The sequence below is a fragment of the Streptococcus sp. k-378 genome (assembly GCF_013277505.1).
GTDB lineage: Bacteria > Bacillota > Bacilli > Lactobacillales > Streptococcaceae > Streptococcus > Streptococcus pseudopneumoniae.
In genome coordinates, this window is record NZ_VMNC01000109.1 from 1 (window position 1) to 18,595 (window position 18,595).

Below are 18,595 nucleotides of genomic sequence, written 5' to 3' on the forward strand. Positions count from 1 at the left end.
ATGCGTCAAAGGTTATTTCTTTCATTCTTTTTCTCCTAATACTCTTCGAAAATCTCTTCAAACCACGTCAGCGTCGCCTTACCGTAGGTATGGTTACTGACTTCGTCAGTTTCATCTACAACCTCAAAACCATGTTTTGAGCTGACTTCGTCAGTTCTATCTACAACCTCAAAGCAGTGCTTTGAGCAACCTGCGGCTAGCTTCCTAGTTTGCTCTTTGATTTTCATTGAGTATAAGTTTAGCAGGAAAATAGACACAAAAGAAAAGTTTTTGGTATAATAAGAGTATGTACACAAAAAATGAAGAAGAGCTACAATCCTTAGGGGAGCGTTTGGGTCATCTATTAGCAAAGAATGATGTTTTAATCTTAACTGGAGAACTGGGTGCAGGTAAAACGACCTTTACTAAAGGACTTGCTAAAGGTTTACAGATTTCTCAAATGATTAAAAGTCCAACCTATACTATCGTAAGAGAGTATGAGGGGCGTCTTCCGCTTTTCCATTTAGATGTTTATCGAATTGAAGGAGATGCGGATTCTATCGATTTGGATGAGTTTCTCTTTGGTGGCGGAGTGACTGTTATTGAGTGGGGCAATCTCTTAGGAGATGCCTTGCCAGATACTTATTTAGAGTTGGAAATTCTAAAAGAAGAAGACGGTCGCAGATTACATTTCCAAGCAAAGGGTTTGCGTGCAGAAAAGCTTTTAGAGGAGCTTCAACATGGAGTATGAATTGCTCATTAGGGAAGCAGAGCCCAAAGATGCAGCTGAATTAGTGGCCTTTTTAAATCGTGTAAGTTTAGAGACAGATTTTACCAGCCTAGACAGAGATGGTATTCTCTTGACCAGTGAGGAGATGGAAATATTCCTCAACAAGCAAGCTAGTTCGGACAATCAGATAACCTTACTTGCATTCTTAAATGATAAAATTGCTGGTATTGTAAATATTACAGCTGACCAGCGCAAGAGAGTACGTCATATTGGAGATCTCTTCATTGTGATTGGCAAAAGATATTGGAATAATGGCTTGGGAAGTTTGTTGCTAGAAGAAGCGATAGAGTGGGCACAAGCAAGTGGCATTCTGCGTCGTCTCCAACTGACTGTCCAAACTCGTAATCAAGCAGCAGTTCATCTTTATCAAAAGCATGGCTTTATAATTGAAGGTCGCCAAGAGCGTGGGGCATATATAGAAGAAGGGAAATTTATCGATGTTTACTTGATGGGTAAACTGATCGATTAGTAGAAATATGGTTAAAAAAATTATTGGAATGGTGCTAGCTTTACTTTCTGTAACTGTAGTAGGAGCAGGTATTTTTGCTTATACTATTTATCAGCAAGGGACAGAAACCTTAGCTAAAACCTATAAAAAAATCGGCGAAGAAACCAAGGTTATTGAAGCAACTGAACCTTTGACCATTCTGTTAATGGGGGTTGACACCGGAAATGCTGAACGAACTGAAACTTGGGTCGGTAGAAGTGATAGCATGATCTTGATGACAGTGAATCCTAAAACGAAAAAAACAACGATGATGAGTTTAGAGCGGGATATTCTGACCCGCATTGAATCAGGGAATGGTCAGGTTCATGAAGCGAAACTGAATTCAGCATATGCAGATGGTGGAGCAGAGCTTGCTATAGAAACCATTCAAAAAATGATGAATATCCATATTGATCGCTATGTGATGGTCAATATGAAAGGGTTACAAAAACTAGTGGATGCAGTAGGTGGTATTACAGTCAATAATACCCTAGGTTTCCCAATTTCTATCAGTGACCAAGAAGAATTTAATACCATTTCTATTGGTGTTGGGGAGCAACATATTGGGGGAGAAGAAGCCCTAGTCTATGCACGAATGCGTTACCAAGATCCTGAGGGGGATTATGGTCGTCAAAAACGTCAACGTGAAGTTATTCAAAAAGTCATGGAAAAAGCTCTCAGTTTAAATAGCGTTGGTCATTATCAAGAGATTCTAAAAGCTTTGAGTGACAATATGCAGACCAATATTGATTTGTCTGCAAAAAGTATCCCTAACTTGCTAGGGTATAAAGATTCATTTAAAACCATTGAAACTCAGCAGTTGCAGGGTGAAGGAGAGATGCTTCAAGGTGTTTCTTACCAGATTGTTTCGAGAGCCCATATGTTGGAAATGCAAAATTTACTCCGACGTTCTTTGGGACAAGAAGAAGTCACTCAGCTTGAAACTAATGCGGTTTTATTTGAAGATTTATTTGGCAGAGCCCCTGTTGGTGATGAAGATAATTAACTTTTGATACAAATAAAAAATCAATCGTAGGAAAATTCCTGCGATTTTTTCAAAAAAATACGAATAGATAGGTAGGAGGAAACATGAAAGCAGAAATCATTGCTGTTGGAACAGAGATTTTGACAGGACAGATTGTCAATACCAATGCTCAGTTTTTGTCGGAAAAACTAGCAGAAATTGGGGTAGACGTATATTTTCAGACGGCTGTAGGAGACAATGAAGCTCGTCTCTTGTCTTTGCTTGAGATTGCCAGTCAACGTAGCAGTCTGGTGATTTTGACAGGTGGTTTAGGGCCGACTGAGGACGATTTGACCAAACAAACTCTGGCTAAATTTTTAGGGAAAGAATTAGTCTTCGATCCTCAGACCCAGGAGAAGTTGGATGTCTTTTTTGCCCAGAGACCAGACTATGCCCGAACACCTAATAACGAAAGACAAGCTCAAATTGTAGAAGGAGCGACTCCACTGCCCAACGAAACAGGACTGGCTGTGGGAGGCATTTTGGAAGTCGAAGGAGTGACCTACGTCGTCCTTCCAGGTCCACCGAGTGAATTGAAACCTATGGTCTTAAACCAACTTTTACCCAAGTTGATGACAGGGAGAAAGCTGTATTCCCGAGTTCTTCGTTTCTTTGGAATTGGCGAGAGTCAGCTGGTGACGATTTTGGCTGATTTAATTGAGAATCAAACAGATCCGACCTTGGCACCTTATGCCAAGACAGGAGAAGTCACTCTACGTCTGTCAACAAAGGCTAGCAGTCAAGAAGAGGCGAATCAAGCGCTGGATATCTTAGAAAACCAAATCTTGAATCGCCAAACTTTTGAAGGCTTTTCTTTACGAGAACTTTGCTATGGTTATGGGGAAGAGACTAGTTTAGCCAGCATTGTGGTAGAAGAACTGAAAAGGCAAGGGAAAACCATCACGGCTGCAGAGAGTTTGACGGCAGGTCTTTTCCAAGCTAGTCTAGCGGATTTGTCAGGAGCTTCAAGTATATTTAAGGGTGGTTTTGTGACCTATAGCTTGGAGGAAAAATCAAAAATGTTGGATATTCCTGTCAAGGATTTGGAAGAACATGGTGTGGTGTCTGAATTTACAGCTCAGAAGATGGCTGAGCAGGCACGAATCAAGATCCAGTCTGATTTTGGAATTAGTTTGACTGGAGTGGCAGGACCAGATAGCCTAGAAGGATATCCAGCTGGGACAGTCTTCATAGGCTTGGCTCAAGAGCAAGGAACTGAGGTTATCAAGGTGAATATTGGAGGCAGAAGTCGAGCAGATGTACGTCACATTGCGGTTATGCATGCCTTTAACCTAGTTCGCAAGGCTTTATTAAGTGACTAACTTTTGATATAATAGTAGATAGGTCTGAGGATCATTAGAATGTAGGAGAATAGAATGGCGAAAAAACCAAAAAAATTAGAAGAAATTTCAAAAAAATTTGGGGCAGAACGTGAAAAGGCCTTGAATGATGCTCTTAAATTGATTGAGAAAGACTTTGGTAAAGGATCAATCATGCGTTTGGGTGAACGTGCAGAGCAAAAGGTGCAAGTGATGAGCTCAGGTTCTTTAGCTCTTGACATTGCCCTTGGCTCAGGTGGTTACCCTAAGGGACGTATCATCGAAATCTATGGGCCAGAGTCATCTGGTAAGACAACGGTTGCCCTTCATGCAGTTGCGCAAGCGCAAAAAGAAGGTGGGATTGCAGCCTTTATCGATGCGGAGCATGCTCTTGATCCAGCTTATGCTGCGGCCCTTGGGGTCAACATTGACGAATTGCTCTTGTCTCAACCAGACTCAGGAGAGCAAGGTCTTGAGATTGCAGGAAAATTGATTGACTCAGGTGCTGTAGATCTTGTCGTGGTCGATTCAGTTGCGGCCCTTGTACCTCGTGCGGAAATTGATGGAGATATCGGAGATAGCCACGTTGGTTTGCAGGCTCGTATGATGAGCCAGGCCATGCGTAAACTTGGTGCTTCTATTAATAAAACCAAAACAATTGCCATCTTTATCAACCAATTGCGTGAAAAAGTTGGAGTGATGTTTGGAAATCCAGAAACAACTCCTGGTGGACGTGCTCTGAAATTCTATGCTTCAGTGCGTTTGGATGTTCGTGGCAATACACAAATTAAGGGAACTGGTGACCAAAAAGAAACCAATGTTGGTAAAGAAACTAAGATTAAGGTTGTAAAAAACAAGGTAGCTCCACCGTTTAAGGAAGCCGTAGTTGAAATTATGTACGGAGAAGGAATTTCTAAGACTGGTGAACTCTTGAAGATTGCAAGCGACTTGGATATTATCAAAAAAGCAGGGGCTTGGTATTCTTACAAGGATGAAAAAATCGGGCAAGGTTCTGAAAATGCTAAGAAATACTTGGCAGAGCACCCAGAAATCTTTGATGAAATTGATAAGCAAGTCCGTTCTAAATTTGGCTTGATTGATGGAGAGGAAGCGTCAGAACAAGATACTGAAAACAAAAAAGATGAAGCAGCTCAAGTAGACTCTGTGAATGAAGAAGTAACTCTTGACCTAGGCGATGAGCTTGAAATCGAAATTGAAGAATAAGCTGTCAAAGTAGTGGAGAAATCCACTGCTTTTTCGATTCTTTGTTCAAGAATTCAGATTGCCTATAGTTTGCTGTTTCTTGTCGCTCCACTAGAAAGCTGATATAATAGCCTTATGAATAAAAAACGAACAGTGGACCTGATACATGGTCCTATTCTTCCCTCGCTTGTGAGTTTTGCCTTCCCAATCTTGCTATCCAATATTTTTCAGCAATTCTATAACACTGCTGATGTCTTGATTGTTGGGCGTTTCCTTGGTCAAGAATCCTTGGCGGCAGTAGGGGCAACAACTGCTATTTTTGACTTGATTGTTGGATTTACCTTAGGTGTTGGCAATGGCATGGGAATTGTCATTGCCCGTTATTATGGAGCTCGGAATTTCACTAAAATCAAGGAGGCAGTAGCAGCCACCTGGATTTTAGGTGCTCTGTTGAGTATTGTGGTTATGTTGCTGGGCTTTCTTGGTTTGTATCCTCTTTTACAGTACCTAGATACTCCTGCAGAAATTCTTCATCAATCTTATCAATATATTTCTATGATTGTGACCTGTGTTGGTGTCAGCTTTGCTTATAATCTTTTTGCAGGCTTGTTGCGGTCCATTGGTGACAGTCTAGCCGCCCTTGGATTTTTGATTTTTTCTGCCTTGGTCAATGTAGCTCTGGATCTCTATTTTATCACGCAACTGCACCTTGGAGTACAATCTGCGGGTCTTGCTACCATCATTTCGCAAGGCTTATCAGCGGTTCTTTGCTTTTATTATATCCGTAAGAGTGTGCCTGAGCTACTCCCTCAGCTCAAGCATTTTAAATGGGAGAAGGCCTTATACGCGGATCTCTTGGAGCAAGGTTTGGCTATGGGCTTGATGAGTTCGATTGTGTCCATCAGCAGTGTGATTTTACAGTCTTCTGTCAATACCTTTGGCGCAGTGATTATTAGTGCCCAGACGGCGGCTCGACGCATTATGGCCTTCGCCCTTCTTCCTATGACTGCTATTTCTGCATCAATGACGACCTTTGCTTCGCAGAATCTAGGCGCCAAGCGACCTGACCGCATTGTTCAAGGACTTCGAATCGGCAGTCGTTTAAGTATATCCTGGGCAGTTTTTGTTTGTATCTTCCTCTTTTTTTCCAGTCCAGCCTTGGTTTCCTTCTTGTCTAGTTCGATGGATGTATACTTGGTAGAAAATGGAAGTCTCTATCTGCAAATCAGTTCAGCTTTTTACCCCATTTTGAGTCTCTTGTTGATTTATCGCAATTGTTTGCAGGGTTTGGGGCAAAAGATTCTTCCTCTGGTTTCTAGCTTTATCGAACTAATCGGGAAAATTGCTTTTGTGGTTTTGATTATTCCTTGGGCAGGCTATAAGGGAGTTATCCTTTGTGAACCCCTCATCTGGGTTGCCATGACCATTCAACTGTACTTTTCGCTTTTCCGTCATCCTTTAATAAAAGAAGGCAAGGTCATCTTGGCAACCAAAGTGTCATCCTAGCTCGATTTGCTGAATAAAATCCATTTCCTCTAGTGAAAATCGAAAAACTTGTGCTGTCATCTTTAGTTTGGTCTTGAAAATAGTTTAACAGACTTTTGACTTCTTTTATATGATATAATAAAGTATAGTATTTATGAAAAGGACATATAGAGACTGTAAAAATATACTTTTGAAAAGCTTTTTAGTCTGGGGTGTTATTGTAGATAGAATGCAGACCTTATCAGTCCTATTTACAGTGTCAAAATAGTGCATTTTGAAGTTCTATCTACAAGCCTAATCGTGACTAGGATTGTATTCTTTATGAGGTATAAATAAAGGAGTTTCTAGCTCTGGATTGTAAAAAATAAGTTGTCTTAATCGATAAGGAGTAGAATATGGAAATTGATGTGAGTAAATTAAGAACAGATTTGCCTCAAGTCGGCGTGCAACCATATAGGCAAGTCCATGCCCATTCCACAGGCAACCGTAACTCAACGGTTCAAAATGAGGCTGACTACCATTACAGAAAAGATCCTGAATTGGGCTTCTTTTCTCACGTAGTCGGTAATGGTCGTGTTATGCAGGTAGGACCTGTTGATAATGGTGCCTGGGACGTTGGGGGCGGTTGGAATGCAGAAGGTTATGCACAAGTTGAACTGATTGAAAGCCATGAATCAAAAGAAGAGTTTCTGATTGACTATCGTCTCTATATCGAACTCTTGCGCAATCTAGCGGATGAAGCTGGTATACCTAAAACGCTTGATACTGCTGATTTAGCAGGTATCAAGACACACGAATATTGCACCAATAACCAACCCGATAATAACTCAGATCACATTGACCCCTATCCTTATCTTGCCAAATGGGGTATTAGTCGTGAGCAATTCAAGCAGGATATTGAAAACGGCTTGACGATTGAAGCAGGATGGCAACAGAACGATACTGGCACCTGGTATGTACACTCAGACGGTTCTTATCCAAAAGATAAGTTTGAGAAAGTCAATGGTACCTGGTATTACTTTGACGGTTCAGGCTATATGCTTGCAGAACGCTGGAAGAAGCACACAGACGGCAACTGGTACTGGTTTGACCAGTCAGGCGAAATGGCGACAGGCTGGAAGAAAATCGCTGAGAAGTGGTACTATTTCGATGGAGAAGGTGCTATGAAAACAGGCTGGATCAAATACAAGGAGACTTGGTACTATCTTGATAGTCAAAATGGGGACATGGTTTCTAATGCCTTTGTCAAATCAAATGATGGATGGTATTACCTTAAAGAAGATGGTACGATAGCAGAGAAACCAGAATTTACAGTCGAGCCTGAAGGCTTGATAACAGTAAAATAATAATGGAATGTCTTTCAAAGCAGAAAAGCGCATATTATTAGGTCTTGAAAAGCCTTAATAGTATGCGTTTTCTGGTGGAGATATTTACTTCAATTTTTGCTACTATATTAAATAAAAATCAAACTATAAAGTTATTCTCAAATAAAGTCTAATACTCTTTGAAAATCTCATCAACCAGGTCAGCTTCCATCTGCAACNNATCTACAACCTCAAAACTGTGTTTTTAGCAGCCTACGGCTAGTTTCCTAGTTTGCTCTTTGATTTTCATTGAGTATAAATTTGACAATGTAAACCGAGTCGGATAGCTTTAAGTACTGTTTTGAGGTTGAAGATACGATTTTTGATAGGAACTCATCAAATAGGTTTACTATCATCAATTTTGGATTTTTAAGCAGCACCAATAAATTGCTTCCTTATTTTGTCATAATTTTTTTATTTAAAAAATTGACTTTATGACAAGAGTGTGCTATTCTTTTTATGAGAGGTGTATGAATATGATAAATGTATGTGATGTTGGAAAAAGAATAAAAGAACTTAGAATATCTTCAAATCTTACTCAAGATAAGATTGCTGAATATTTGTCTTTGAATCAAAGCATGATTGCCAAAATGGAAAAAGGTGAAAGGAATATCACGTCGGATGTTATTGAGAAACTATCTGCTCTATTTTGCTGTACGGTTGAATATCTTTTGTTTGGCGAACAAGCTGAACAACAGTGTGTCATATCGTTTAGAAAAAATAAAATAGTAGACCAAGATCTTAAAGTTTTAGCGAAAATCAATAAAATTGTATTGAATCAATTTGAGATAGATCAGCTATTGGAGACAAAATAAATGATTGATAAAATGGATTTAAGTAATAAAGCTTCAAATCTTAGAAAAAAGTTGGGAGCTGATGGTGAAGCGCCGATAGATATTTTTAAATTGGTACAAAAGATAGAAAATTTGACGCTGGTATTTTATGGACTCGGAAAGAATATTAGCGGAGTCTGTTATAAAGGAACTCAGTCCAGTCTCATTGTAATCAATTCAGACATGTCATTAGGAAGGCAAAGATTTTCTTTAGCACATGAACTGTATCATCTTTATTATGATGAGGTGAAGAAGAGTTCAGTCAGTCTTATCTTGATTGGTGAAGGAGATGAAACTGAAAGAAAAGCGGATCAGTTTGCTTCTTATTTTTTAATTTCCCCATCTTCACTGTATAGGATGGTTGAGGAAATCAGAGAAAATGCCAATAGAACTCATCTTGAAGTAGAAGATATTATAAAATTGGGTCAGTTTTATGGTATCAGTCATAAAGCTATGTTATATAGATTGAGGAATGATGGATACCTTGCTGCAGAAGAAATTAAAAATATGGATATTAGTGTTATAGAGACAGCTTCAAGATTAGGCTATGATACAAGTTTATATCGTCCTTTGTCAGAAAGTAAAAAGGAAATGGTATTAGGACACTATATTAAATCGACTGAACAACTTTTAGAAAATAACAGAATTTCGCAAGGGAAGTATGAGGAACTGCTACTAGATGCTTTCAGATATGATATTGTATATGGGCTAGATGAAGAGGGGGAGTTGTCGTTTGACTAGTCGTGTATTTATTGATACAGATTGTATTTCAGCATTTTTATGGATTGGCACTGAATATCTTTTAGAAAAGCTCTATTCGGGTAAAATTGTTATTCCACAAGAGGTGTATGATGAAATCAATATACCTACAATCCCCCATTTAAAATCTAGGATAGACCAGTTGGTAGCTAAGGGTTCGGCTGAGATTGTGAGCATAGACATTGGAACTGAAGAATACGAATTATATAGAAATTTAACAAGAAATCATGATAGTAACAAGGTTATTGGTAAGGGAGAAGCGGCTTCTATTTCCTTAGCGAAAAAGCATAATGGGATATTAGGAAGTAATAACCTAAGAGATGTTAAACCATATGTAGAAGAATTTTCTTTAGAACATATGACAACAGGAGATATACTGGTTGAAGCGTTTAAAGCGCAATTTATTACTGAACAAGAGGGCAATCATATCTGGAATAATATGCTTAAAAAGAGAAGGAAAATTGGGGCGGCTTCTTTTTCAGACTATCTTCGTGGAAGTGTTCATCAAAATAGACAAAAATAAATTTGGATAAATCGAACTCACTATTCAGTAGGCATATGAGCAATTCGAAGAAGAAAAGTGTCAAATTGAGCCTATAGGAGTAGAAATGAAATAGTAAGTCCTGCATAGTGGATGAGAGAAAAGTTGTCCTTGAAGTTTCCCTGAACTATCAGTCGTATGTTAAACGATATGTAGGGTGATGTGAGAGGGGATAGCGAGTAGTTCTTAGTTGTTTTATCAAAAAACTTGTATTTTATCATACTGAATGATAAAATACAAGAAAAATAGTAGAATAAAGGAAAGCTTTTCTAAAATGTGTATCTCCCCATAGGATTCGTTCTTGTGGGATTTTTTTCGTTAAAGAAAGCGATAAATATTGACTTTTTTTAAGAAAGATGTCATAATTAAGTTGGAAAAAACGTAAAAGTATCACTTTTCTCGTTATCCCGACTCCCAAAACGTCGTTAAACCGCTCGGCAATCCATGGAGACATGGACACATAGTAGTAAGCACGCTATGTGGCTTGGCAGAGCTAAAAACTGTTCCCTTGCGATAAGCCTAATAAGCACAACATAGGGAGTTAGAGAAGCCGACTCTAATCATCCACTTTGGGCAGTAGTGAGAACTGCCCCGTGCTTTTTTTATTTTGAGAAAATATGGAGTTTGTCGTTGAAATTACTTGATTGTATTTTAGATTATCAAGAGAAATTCGATGGAAAAACATGTCAAGTATCAACGAATTATAAGCATTTAGAGACTTTCGAAGTAGATTTTTGCTTGACTGATTTACATCATTTATTTGGCTTACACAAAATCACACGAGATTTTGCTAGTCATACGATACCTGCTATTCAAGCTGGTGTTTTTATTTTAGAAGATTTTAGAAATCATCCTATGTACAATGATGTAATCGAAAGGATATCTTTATATGAGTTTATCGGTGATATTTTCTATTCTAAAATAACAAGTTGTTGCATCGTAGCTAAGGATTTATCTAAAAATACTATGAAATTGGACGTCATATTTTTTGAGAATAGAAATAAAAGATCCGCAGTTTTAGGTTTACGAAGAGACAAAAGCGGAGTATTTAAACCAGTTACTCTACATTTTACAAGCGCTAAGAAATATGCTAAAGTTCGTAAAACAGATGTGAAAGAAATGAAATGGCTATAAAGATTGTCCGCAGGCTTAAGCTTGCGTTTTTTTTGTTTGATAAAATTAAAAAATGTGCAAAAATAAGTAGAATTGAAAACAGGAAAAAACACCTCCTTTCGATTCGCCAAGCCTCTTCGCAAGGCAATGAGGGGGCGGAGAGACGCGCTCGTCAACAGAAGTATCTCATTGGAAATGTTGCTCACTTTTTTAGTGAGCTTTTTATTTAAGGAATAGGAATGAAAAATAAGAAGTTAAAATTATACTCAATGAAAATCTCTTCAAACCACGTCAGCGTCGCCTTGTCGTAGGTATCTTACTGACCAAGCTAGTGATGGACTTAAATAGGTGGTTTGGAGCGTCCTAGCGGCTAGGAAATGCTGGCAATAGTCCTTTGCTGAGGATAGGGTGTTTCAATATTCAACACTCAACACTCAACTGTTGACCTAATTGATAGGAAGGGAATTACTATAAAATACTCAGGTTTCCATCATATTTCTTGAAACGATTGTGTAATTAAAATGTAACAATATTGTAATATTTATCACAGAGGATGCCGTGCATATATAAATGTAGTATAACTCTTGTCTCTTTGTTAAAAAATAGGCTGTATCAAAAGGTTTTATATGTCTCTGCATATATATATATTGTCGCTTTTCCTTGCCTTTACTGACTCTATCTTGTCAGAGAGGGGATTGATTTGTATGTCAGAAGTGTTAGTATATAGTTGATACATTATCGTCTATCGGCTTTTTGTGCGCTTTTTAAGCTCGGGGAAGCTCTCAGACAAGGGAAGGATTTATGCTTATGTTTAGAAAAAGCAATAAGGATAACGGAGAGAAAATTTTCCGTTATTCCATTCGTAAATACCATTTTGGGGCTGCTAGTGTTGCGGTTGCGGCTCTGATGTTTTTTGCCAATGGGGTGCAAGCGCAGGCACCTGCAGTATCTTCGGCAACAGCCAGTGATGTAGTTGCTGGACCTGCTGGAAATTCAGATGGGGATCCGCAGGAGTCAGCTGGGGAAGAGCCAGAGAAGGTCTCTCAGACTGAACCGTCGGCTGAGCTCCAGTCTACAGGGGAGTCAAACTCTATAGAGACTAAAGCCGAGGACGCTAGTAAGGGACAGGAAACAGCTGACCTTGCTCCTACCAAACCAGAGACGAAGCCAGCTGCTCAAGAAACTTCTCAAGGAGGAGCAGTAAAAGAGCAAGACCAGCCCACATCTGCCACTAAAACGACAGAAGCTAAATCACTCCAAGGCAATCTGCAAGCTTTGTTGGAAAAACTAACTCTTAGCTCCATGAAAGCGCTCCACGATGAAGTGGAAGCAGGTCTAGCAGCATCTAAGGCAGTTTTGGACGACCCAAATGCGACGCAAGTGCAGGTTGATGAGCAAGTTAAACTCATGGAAGACCTGACTCGTCGGGTCAATCAAGCCTTGGAGCCATCGCTACCAAAATTGACAGACTTGGGTGAAGCAAGTTCGACAAATAATAAGCTTAGCGCTCCAGATGGGGCTGTGACTGAGCAAGCAAGTAGTGGGAAGCGTCGTAAAAGAGGTGGGCCAATCGATCTTGAACCAGCTGCAAACCAAGTTAGTCCAACTGATGCAGGAAAGGAAGCAGCACCTGAAGCCAACTCTCAATCTACTCCACGAGAACTCCCAACCTACACCAATACGACAGAAGGTAAGAACGGCGCCTATGGACTAAAAAAGGAATTGGAGGATATCACCAAGGAACTTCGACGGTACGGAGCGTCGGAAGATAAAATCCAAGCAGCAAAAGCAGCAGCTGATAAGTTTAATGAAGCCTTTTCTAAGGGTGATACCATCAGCCAAGAAGATTTTGCAGCTGCCCTAGTCGACCTGAAAAAATCCCGAGACCTCATCGAAGGAGTGCTGGAAGAAAAATATGGAGAAGAGACTACAGGTGGAGGAGTAACCCCGCAACCACGTGATGGTGGCTACTCTGACTTTCGTAATGCTAACTATAGTGGAAGATCTGCAAGGGCGGCAAGAGCTGGCGAAAACTACTCTGAGGAATTTAAAAACGCAAAAGAAAGTTACTTTGAGAAATCAGGCAACAAGGGAAATTCTCCGTATGGTAGGTATACTTATGTCTATTATTCTGATAGAACACCTCGAAATAATGCAACACGACCAGTATCAGAGGCTGAAAATTATATCAAATATACAGTAACATCAACGAGCGATGGATTTCGTTGGCAATTAGAACTTAATAATGGATATAGGACGTTACCAGGTCATTCACAGGTGTGGTTTACTGTACCATCTGGACAAGAGTTCAAACATGGTACAGATGGGATTTCTATCTCTAACCAGGGTGGTGGTACTACAGCATATTCTCCAAATACTAGTGACATTTTATCATTGTTAAAAGTTAGTCAAGCACAATTTGGTAGACAAAAAGAAGGTACTCCACAACATGTTGGAGCTACTAATCGTTTTGGAATTCGTCCACTGCCGGCAGATAATTTGACACAGTTAGCTACTCAAGGGCCTAGAGGGACAAATCCCTATCGCAGAGATTATCAGAGCCAAGAGGAACGTAGTAGTGCGGATGAGAAATTTAGAATCATAAATTCTAGTACAGGACGTTTATTTTACTTTGAACTTCCCAATTCTAATCGAAAATATAAGATTACCTTTGAAACAAGAGGGAATAATGATATTAAAAAATTAGTTTATGCAGCTGGCATGAGATTTTTAGATGGTCATGAGTTGCTCCTTGCAAATCAGTGGCATGCCAGAACACGTACTGAAGCAGAAGAAGCAGCTAAAGAGTTGAACGATGCTAAAACAAATGCAATTAGTGCAATCAATGCGGAAGCTGATAGAAAAAACAGAGAAATCGATAGTGCGAATCTATTACCAGCTGACGTAACTAAGTTGAAACAACAAGTGGAAGCAGCTAAAACGAACGGTATAACCGAAGTTAATAGAGCTACTTCACCACAAGACGTAACAACTAAGAAAGATACAGCAGTTGGTGCTATTACAGGTATTAGCTTAGACGAAGCTAAACGAAATAAAGCAGCTAAAGAGTTGAACGATGCTAAAACAAATGCAATTAGTGCAATCAATGATGATGGCGGTCAAGGCGATGCAAATAACCAAGATCAGCCTACTACTCCAAGCATTCCAGCTCATTCAGGAGATTCGACGGATCAAGCTACTGCTCCATCTGCTCAAGATAGGGAAACAGGAAATGCGATAGCACCAGAGTCTCCACAAGGGCTATCTGGAAGTTCTGTGACGGCGCCAGCTCGTAGCCGAAGAAGTGTAGCCTTTGCTGGTGGCACTCAATCGAGTCAAGAGAAACAGGTTGATAAATCCGTCTTAAGAGATTTGATTCAAGACTTGGAAACTCGTTTGAAAGACTTGGATGGTATTGATCAATCTGTCATCGACGCTGCGAAGATCATTCTCGGAGAGGGTCAAGAAGCCCTTAGAAATGCTGACTTGACAGAGGCAGGCTTGAAAGAGGTTACTGCTAAGGTCAAAGAAGCTCTCGAATCCTTGAAAGGTAAGCAAGCGACTAAGGATGAAGAAGAAATGAAAGAAACAAGCAAAGAGCAAGGTCATCTTCCATACGGTACCATGATTGCTAGCCTGCTCGCCCTTCTTGGTCTCCTTCTCTTCCTCATCGCGCGTCGCAAGAAAGAGTCAGAACTCAAGAAATTGACCAAGGAATTGACTAAGGTTCTGCAAGAAAGCGACCTTACAAATGTAGATGCCAAAGTTCTCGACCAAGCACGAGAAGCTCTCGCTCAAGCAGTTGCCTTCCTAGCCAATGAGAAAGAGTCTGACCACACAGAAGATGAGTTGATTGAGAAACTCAAAGCTATTCTTGCTCAGTTAAGATAAGCAAAGTTTAGACGAGTTGGAAACTAGCTAGAATAGTGATTGATAGAATGTTGGAAAACTCAATTTGAGGTGAACATTCAGAAAATCTTTCTCTGATAAAACGCATAATATCAAGCTTTTTAAGGCAAGATATTATGCGCTTTTATCATTTTGAAACTTTTTGTTCTATCTTATTTGTGATATTTTTCCCTTATTTCACAAATATTTCATATTTGGATTTTATAATAAGTTATAGTTCAGTTTTTACTATACTTTGATATTCAAATATGTTATACTATGATTATCAAAGTAAATGAAAGGAGTTACGAATATGACGCCAGAAGAAATGTACTTGACAGAGCGATTAGACGTACAGATAGCTCATTTTTTAAAGAAAAGCGTTCAACATCGTAGACGCTATAAGGTATTAAAAATAACAGAAATCGTGGCAGGTTTTCTCATAGCTGTCTTTTGTGCTATTCCTATGCCAGGTGATCGCTACCGTTTGATTTCGGTTGCCTTATCCAGTTTAGGCTTGCTGTGTGAGGGGATTCTCAATTTGTATAATGCTAAAGAACACTGGATTTCTTACCAAAAAACTGCGCAACTCCTGGAGAGAGAAAAATTCCTCTATCAATGTCAAACGGAGAAATATGCAGGAAAAACCAAGGCTTTTGCTCTATTTGTCAAGACATGCGAAGGTATTATCTCAGAGGAAATCAACCAGTGGGAAAGTATCCAGTCAAAAGAAGTGGCAGCTAGTGCAGATGCTCCAGAGAAAAAAGAATAGGAGGTGGAGGAAATGTCTCAATCCAGCTACCTTTTGCCCTTGCTCTGGTTGAAAAAAGAAGCCGATAAGGAAAAGATGAGTGCGACCCAGTGCCAGATATTTTTCTTTTATTATCAACTGTTTGAACTCTTATTTGCTAGAGAAAGCGACTTGAGAGACTTATGTCTGGGAAGGCAAGGTTTTTATTTCTCGCAGTTAGAGAAAGATTTGCTTTCTGGAGTTTCCCACTTTCTAACAAACTTGGAGGGAAAAGGGACTCTCAAGGCTAATCAAGAAGTATCAGCTCGCAAAGCCCTTTTTCTAGCCTTGACAACTAGCCAGTCAGATTGGCAAGAGTTAGCTCCTGTTTTTGATTTTTATCAGACTATTGGGGGACTTGAACATCCTTCTCTCTTGAGTTCTCAGGACAGACAGCATCTGATGTGGATTTACCAGTCAGCTTTGGAGAAGGATTATAGTGTCAAGGTAATTGGCGACAAGCATTTTGTATTGAAGAGACAAGATGCTACTAAATTGACAGGGCGCCAAACTCAAACTTTGGAAATTCTGAGTCAATCAGAAGACTTGGTCAATCCTGTCTATGTTACATTAGGAGAAAAGGGGGTGCTCTTGCTTGATTAAGAGAGGAGATGTTGTAGCTCTTTATTTGCCTTTTCCGACTATTAGTAGCGATTTGGCTGTGAAGAACCATATGTATATCTGTATTGACAACAGCACGACTAAAAACAAAGAGTTAGTTAAAAATCAGACCTTCAAACCAGCTCTCTTGACCAGACGTTTGGTCAAGAACTTTATGATAGAAGAGCCGGATTTAGCTCGTAATCCTTTTACAAGACCAACCTTGATTGACTTAGATAAGGTATTTATGTTGGATAATACGGTCATTCCGACTTCTTATCTAGCCAGACGGCGACGCAATGTCTCAGAAGAATTGTACGAGGAAGTTTTGGATCACTTAGTCCAACCACGGCTGATTTCGCTGAACAAGTCTGAGTTTATGCAACTCAATCCAGGAACTTATTAGGAGGTAGAAGATGACAAATAAAGCAGTAAATGACTTTATACTAGCTATGGATTATGATAAAAAGAAACTCTTGACCCATCAGGGAGAAAGTATTGAAAATCGTTTCATCAAAGAGGGGAATCAGCTACCCGATGAGTTTGTTGTTATCGAAAGAAAGAAGCGGAGCTTGTCGACAAACACAAGTGATATTTCCGTGACGGCTACCAACGATAGTCGTCTCTATCCTGGAGCACTTCTCGTAGTGGATGAGACCTTGTTAGAGAATAATCCCACTCTTCTTGCGGTCGATCGTGCCCCGATGACTTATAGTATTGATTTGCCTGGTTTGGCAAGTAGTGATAGCTTTCTCCAAGTAGAAGATCCCAGCAATTCAAGTGTTCGCGGAGCGGTAAACGATTTGTTGGCCAAGTGGCATCAAGATTATGGTCAGGTCAATAATGTCCCAGCTAGAATGCAGTATGAAAAAATCACGGCTCACAGCATGGAACAACTCAAGGTCAAGTTTGGTTCTGACTTTGAAAAGACAGGGAATTCTCTTGATATTGATTTTAACTCTGTCCATTCGGGCGAAAAGCAGATTCAGATTGTTAATTTTAAGCAGATTTATTATACAGTCAGCGTAGATGCTGTTAAAAATCCAGGAGATGTGTTTCAAGATACTGTAACGGTAGAGGATTTGAGGCAGAGAGGAATTTCCGCAGAGCGTCCTTTGGTCTATATTTCGAGTGTTGCTTACGGGCGTCAGGTCTATCTCAAGTTGGAAACTACGAGTAAGAGTGATGAAGTAGAGGCTGCTTTTGAAGCTTTGATAAAAGGAGTCAAGGTAGCTCCTCAGACAGAGTGGAAGCAGATTTTGGATAATACAGAAGTGAAGGCGGTTATTTTAGGAGGCGACCCGAGTTCGGGTGCCCGAGTTGTAACAGGCAAGGTGGATATGGTAGAGGACTTGATTCAAGAAGGCAGTCGCTTTACAGCAGATCACCCAGGCTTGCCGATTTCCTATACAACTTCTTTTTTACGTGACAATGTAGTTGCGACCTTTCAAAACAGTACAGACTATGTTGAGACTAAGGTGACAGCTTACAGAAACGGAGATTTACTCTTGGATCATAGTGGTGCCTATGTTGCCCAATATTACATTACTTGGGATGAATTATCCTATGATTATCAAGGTAAAGAAGTCTTGATTCCTAAGGTTTGGGACAGAAATGGGCAGGATTTGACGGCTCACTTCACCACTAGTATTCCTATAAAAGGGAATGTTCGCAATCTCTCTGTCAAAATTAGAGAGTGTACCGGACTTGCCTGGGAATGGTGGCGTACGGTTTATGAAAAAACCGATTTGCCCCTAGTGCGTAAGCGGACGATTTCTATTTGGGGAACGACTCTTTATCCTCAGGTAGAAGATAAGGTAGAAAATGACTAGGAGAGAAGAACGTTTGCGACAAAAAGAGGCAATGCTCTCTCTGCGAATATCTGAAAGTTTATCTCTTGCCTAGCGATTTCCATTGGAGTATGCTCGTGATGTTAAAATGAGTCTATCAAATAGTGGCTGTAAGAAAAAGTAAAAAGGGTAGTGAAACTCCTTGCTATACAGGGAATTAGCTACCTTTTACTTATTTTAGAAGAGCCGTTGTACTAGTCTAACTTCAGTATCATGTGAAATCAAAAAGAGCATAAATTTCTGTTTCAGGAACACGTAAATTATGGTTTTGTTTAGAAGCTCTTCTATTGACTTCTTAGAATACAACAGCGCCTATAAGAACTGTTGAATTTCAAAGTATTTACTTGAACTATGATACGTCTGGAGTAGACTGTCAACAAAAGGTGCAGTATAATGGTTTTTGTCGCTTATATCTACAACCTCAAAACAGTGTTTTGAGCAACCTGCGGCTAGCTTCCTAGTTTGCTCTTTGATTTTCATTGAGTATAAATACGAACAAATTGATTGGGAAATTCAAATCGCTTTCTATCAATGTTTTAGAAGATACAGTGCCCTAGTCCAACTTCAATA

General features: G+C 39.7%; 17 protein-coding genes and 1 pseudogene. 17 read left to right on the forward strand and 1 reads right to left on the reverse strand.

The window, feature by feature from the left end:
- Positions 1–35: 35 nt before the first annotated feature.
- A complete protein-coding gene (locus HT719_RS09710) occupies positions 36–227 on the reverse strand; it encodes a hypothetical protein (protein ID WP_000693097.1) in 192 nt (63 codons plus the stop codon).
- A 59-nt stretch (positions 228–286) separates the two neighbouring features.
- Between HT719_RS09710 and tsaE the strand changes: the two genes are divergently transcribed.
- The 17 genes and pseudogenes from tsaE to ply all read left to right on the forward strand — a co-directional run bounded on the left by tsaE (position 287) and on the right by ply (position 18,007).
- Positions 287–730 (forward strand): tRNA (adenosine(37)-N6)-threonylcarbamoyltransferase complex ATPase subunit type 1 TsaE, encoded by a 444-nt coding sequence (tsaE, locus tag HT719_RS09715; RefSeq protein WP_050261833.1) that lies wholly within the window; start codon positions 287–289, stop codon positions 728–730.
- Entirely contained in the window at positions 720–1,238 is a 519-nt protein-coding gene (locus HT719_RS09720) for a GNAT family N-acetyltransferase (RefSeq protein ID WP_023936471.1), read from the forward strand. Before tsaE ends, HT719_RS09720 begins: the two co-directional genes overlap by 11 nt.
- A 7-nt stretch (positions 1,239–1,245) precedes the next feature.
- On the forward strand, positions 1,246–2,262 hold the full coding sequence (locus tag HT719_RS09725) for an LCP family protein (protein WP_000239276.1): 1,017 nt from the start codon (positions 1,246–1,248) through the stop codon (positions 2,260–2,262).
- Between the two features lie 83 nt (positions 2,263–2,345).
- The gene (locus HT719_RS09730; RefSeq protein ID WP_023936469.1) at positions 2,346–3,602 is read left to right on the forward strand and encodes a competence/damage-inducible protein A; all 1,257 of its coding nucleotides are present in this window, start codon (positions 2,346–2,348) and stop codon (positions 3,600–3,602) included.
- Between the two features lie 54 nt (positions 3,603–3,656).
- Positions 3,657–4,823, forward strand: coding sequence for a recombinase RecA (recA, locus tag HT719_RS09735; protein ID WP_001085460.1), 1,167 nt, complete (start codon positions 3,657–3,659; stop codon positions 4,821–4,823).
- A gap of 114 nt (positions 4,824–4,937) precedes the next feature.
- Positions 4,938–6,308, forward strand: coding sequence for an MATE family efflux transporter (locus HT719_RS09740; protein ID WP_138705850.1), 1,371 nt, complete (start codon positions 4,938–4,940; stop codon positions 6,306–6,308).
- Between the two features lie 374 nt (positions 6,309–6,682).
- The gene (locus tag HT719_RS09745; protein ID WP_172929050.1) at positions 6,683–7,633 is read left to right on the forward strand and encodes an N-acetylmuramoyl-L-alanine amidase family protein; all 951 of its coding nucleotides are present in this window, start codon (positions 6,683–6,685) and stop codon (positions 7,631–7,633) included.
- A gap of 488 nt (positions 7,634–8,121) precedes the next feature.
- Complete coding sequence (locus tag HT719_RS11935) at positions 8,122–8,466, forward strand: helix-turn-helix transcriptional regulator (protein ID WP_001056000.1); 345 nt, start codon at positions 8,122–8,124, stop codon at positions 8,464–8,466.
- A gap of 12 nt (positions 8,467–8,478) precedes the next feature.
- Entirely contained in the window at positions 8,479–9,225 is a 747-nt protein-coding gene (locus HT719_RS09755) for an ImmA/IrrE family metallo-endopeptidase (RefSeq protein ID WP_338620384.1), read from the forward strand.
- A pseudogene (locus HT719_RS09760) lies at positions 9,218–9,640 on the forward strand (hypothetical protein); the annotation flags it as partial. The gene HT719_RS09755 and the pseudogene HT719_RS09760, both read left to right, overlap by 8 nt.
- 774 nt (positions 9,641–10,414) lie before the next feature.
- Positions 10,415–10,918, forward strand: coding sequence for a PBECR4 domain-containing protein (locus tag HT719_RS09765; RefSeq protein WP_172929052.1), 504 nt, complete (start codon positions 10,415–10,417; stop codon positions 10,916–10,918).
- The gene (locus HT719_RS09770) at positions 10,909–11,127 is read left to right on the forward strand and encodes a hypothetical protein (RefSeq protein WP_172929053.1); all 219 of its coding nucleotides are present in this window, start codon (positions 10,909–10,911) and stop codon (positions 11,125–11,127) included. Before HT719_RS09765 ends, HT719_RS09770 begins: the two co-directional genes overlap by 10 nt.
- A gap of 577 nt (positions 11,128–11,704) precedes the next feature.
- Positions 11,705–14,788, forward strand: coding sequence for a YSIRK-type signal peptide-containing protein (locus HT719_RS09775; RefSeq protein ID WP_172929055.1), 3,084 nt, complete (start codon positions 11,705–11,707; stop codon positions 14,786–14,788).
- Between the two features lie 310 nt (positions 14,789–15,098).
- Positions 15,099–15,557: a DUF4231 domain-containing protein gene (locus HT719_RS09780; RefSeq protein WP_100104869.1), complete on the forward strand. Its 459-nt coding sequence runs from the start codon at positions 15,099–15,101 to the stop codon at positions 15,555–15,557.
- A gap of 12 nt (positions 15,558–15,569) precedes the next feature.
- Complete coding sequence (locus HT719_RS09785) at positions 15,570–16,178, forward strand: hypothetical protein (protein WP_172929056.1); 609 nt, start codon at positions 15,570–15,572, stop codon at positions 16,176–16,178.
- Positions 16,171–16,581 (forward strand): hypothetical protein, encoded by a 411-nt coding sequence (locus tag HT719_RS09790; RefSeq protein WP_078137214.1) that lies wholly within the window; start codon positions 16,171–16,173, stop codon positions 16,579–16,581. Before HT719_RS09785 ends, HT719_RS09790 begins: the two co-directional genes overlap by 8 nt.
- A gap of 10 nt (positions 16,582–16,591) precedes the next feature.
- Positions 16,592–18,007, forward strand: a complete 1,416-nt coding sequence (gene ply, locus HT719_RS09795; protein WP_172929057.1) for a cholesterol-dependent cytolysin pneumolysin — start codon at positions 16,592–16,594, stop codon at positions 18,005–18,007.
- Positions 18,008–18,595: the final 588 nt, after the last annotated feature.

Bases quoted from the DNA above. Each gene is read 5' to 3' on its own strand.
- HT719_RS09710 (WP_000693097.1), bottom strand. From the start codon at position 227: ATGAAAATCAAAGAGCAAACTAGGAAGCTAGCCGCAGGTTGCTCAAAG.
- tsaE (WP_050261833.1), top strand. From the start codon at position 287: ATGTACACAAAAAATGAAGAAGAGCTACAATCCTTAGGGGAGCGTTTG.
- HT719_RS09720 (WP_023936471.1), top strand. From the start codon at position 720: ATGGAGTATGAATTGCTCATTAGGGAAGCAGAGCCCAAAGATGCAGCT.
- HT719_RS09725 (WP_000239276.1), top strand. From the start codon at position 1,246: ATGGTTAAAAAAATTATTGGAATGGTGCTAGCTTTACTTTCTGTAACT.
- HT719_RS09730 (WP_023936469.1), top strand. From the start codon at position 2,346: ATGAAAGCAGAAATCATTGCTGTTGGAACAGAGATTTTGACAGGACAG.
- recA (WP_001085460.1), top strand. From the start codon at position 3,657: ATGGCGAAAAAACCAAAAAAATTAGAAGAAATTTCAAAAAAATTTGGG.
- HT719_RS09740 (WP_138705850.1), top strand. From the start codon at position 4,938: ATGAATAAAAAACGAACAGTGGACCTGATACATGGTCCTATTCTTCCC.
- HT719_RS09745 (WP_172929050.1), top strand. From the start codon at position 6,683: ATGGAAATTGATGTGAGTAAATTAAGAACAGATTTGCCTCAAGTCGGC.
- HT719_RS11935 (WP_001056000.1), top strand. From the start codon at position 8,122: ATGAATATGATAAATGTATGTGATGTTGGAAAAAGAATAAAAGAACTT.
- HT719_RS09755 (WP_338620384.1), top strand. From the start codon at position 8,479: ATGGATTTAAGTAATAAAGCTTCAAATCTTAGAAAAAAGTTGGGAGCT.
- HT719_RS09770 (WP_172929053.1), top strand. From the start codon at position 10,909: ATGGCTATAAAGATTGTCCGCAGGCTTAAGCTTGCGTTTTTTTTGTTT.
- HT719_RS09775 (WP_172929055.1), top strand. From the start codon at position 11,705: ATGTTTAGAAAAAGCAATAAGGATAACGGAGAGAAAATTTTCCGTTAT.
- HT719_RS09780 (WP_100104869.1), top strand. From the start codon at position 15,099: ATGACGCCAGAAGAAATGTACTTGACAGAGCGATTAGACGTACAGATA.
- HT719_RS09785 (WP_172929056.1), top strand. From the start codon at position 15,570: ATGTCTCAATCCAGCTACCTTTTGCCCTTGCTCTGGTTGAAAAAAGAA.
- ply (WP_172929057.1), top strand. From the start codon at position 16,592: ATGACAAATAAAGCAGTAAATGACTTTATACTAGCTATGGATTATGAT.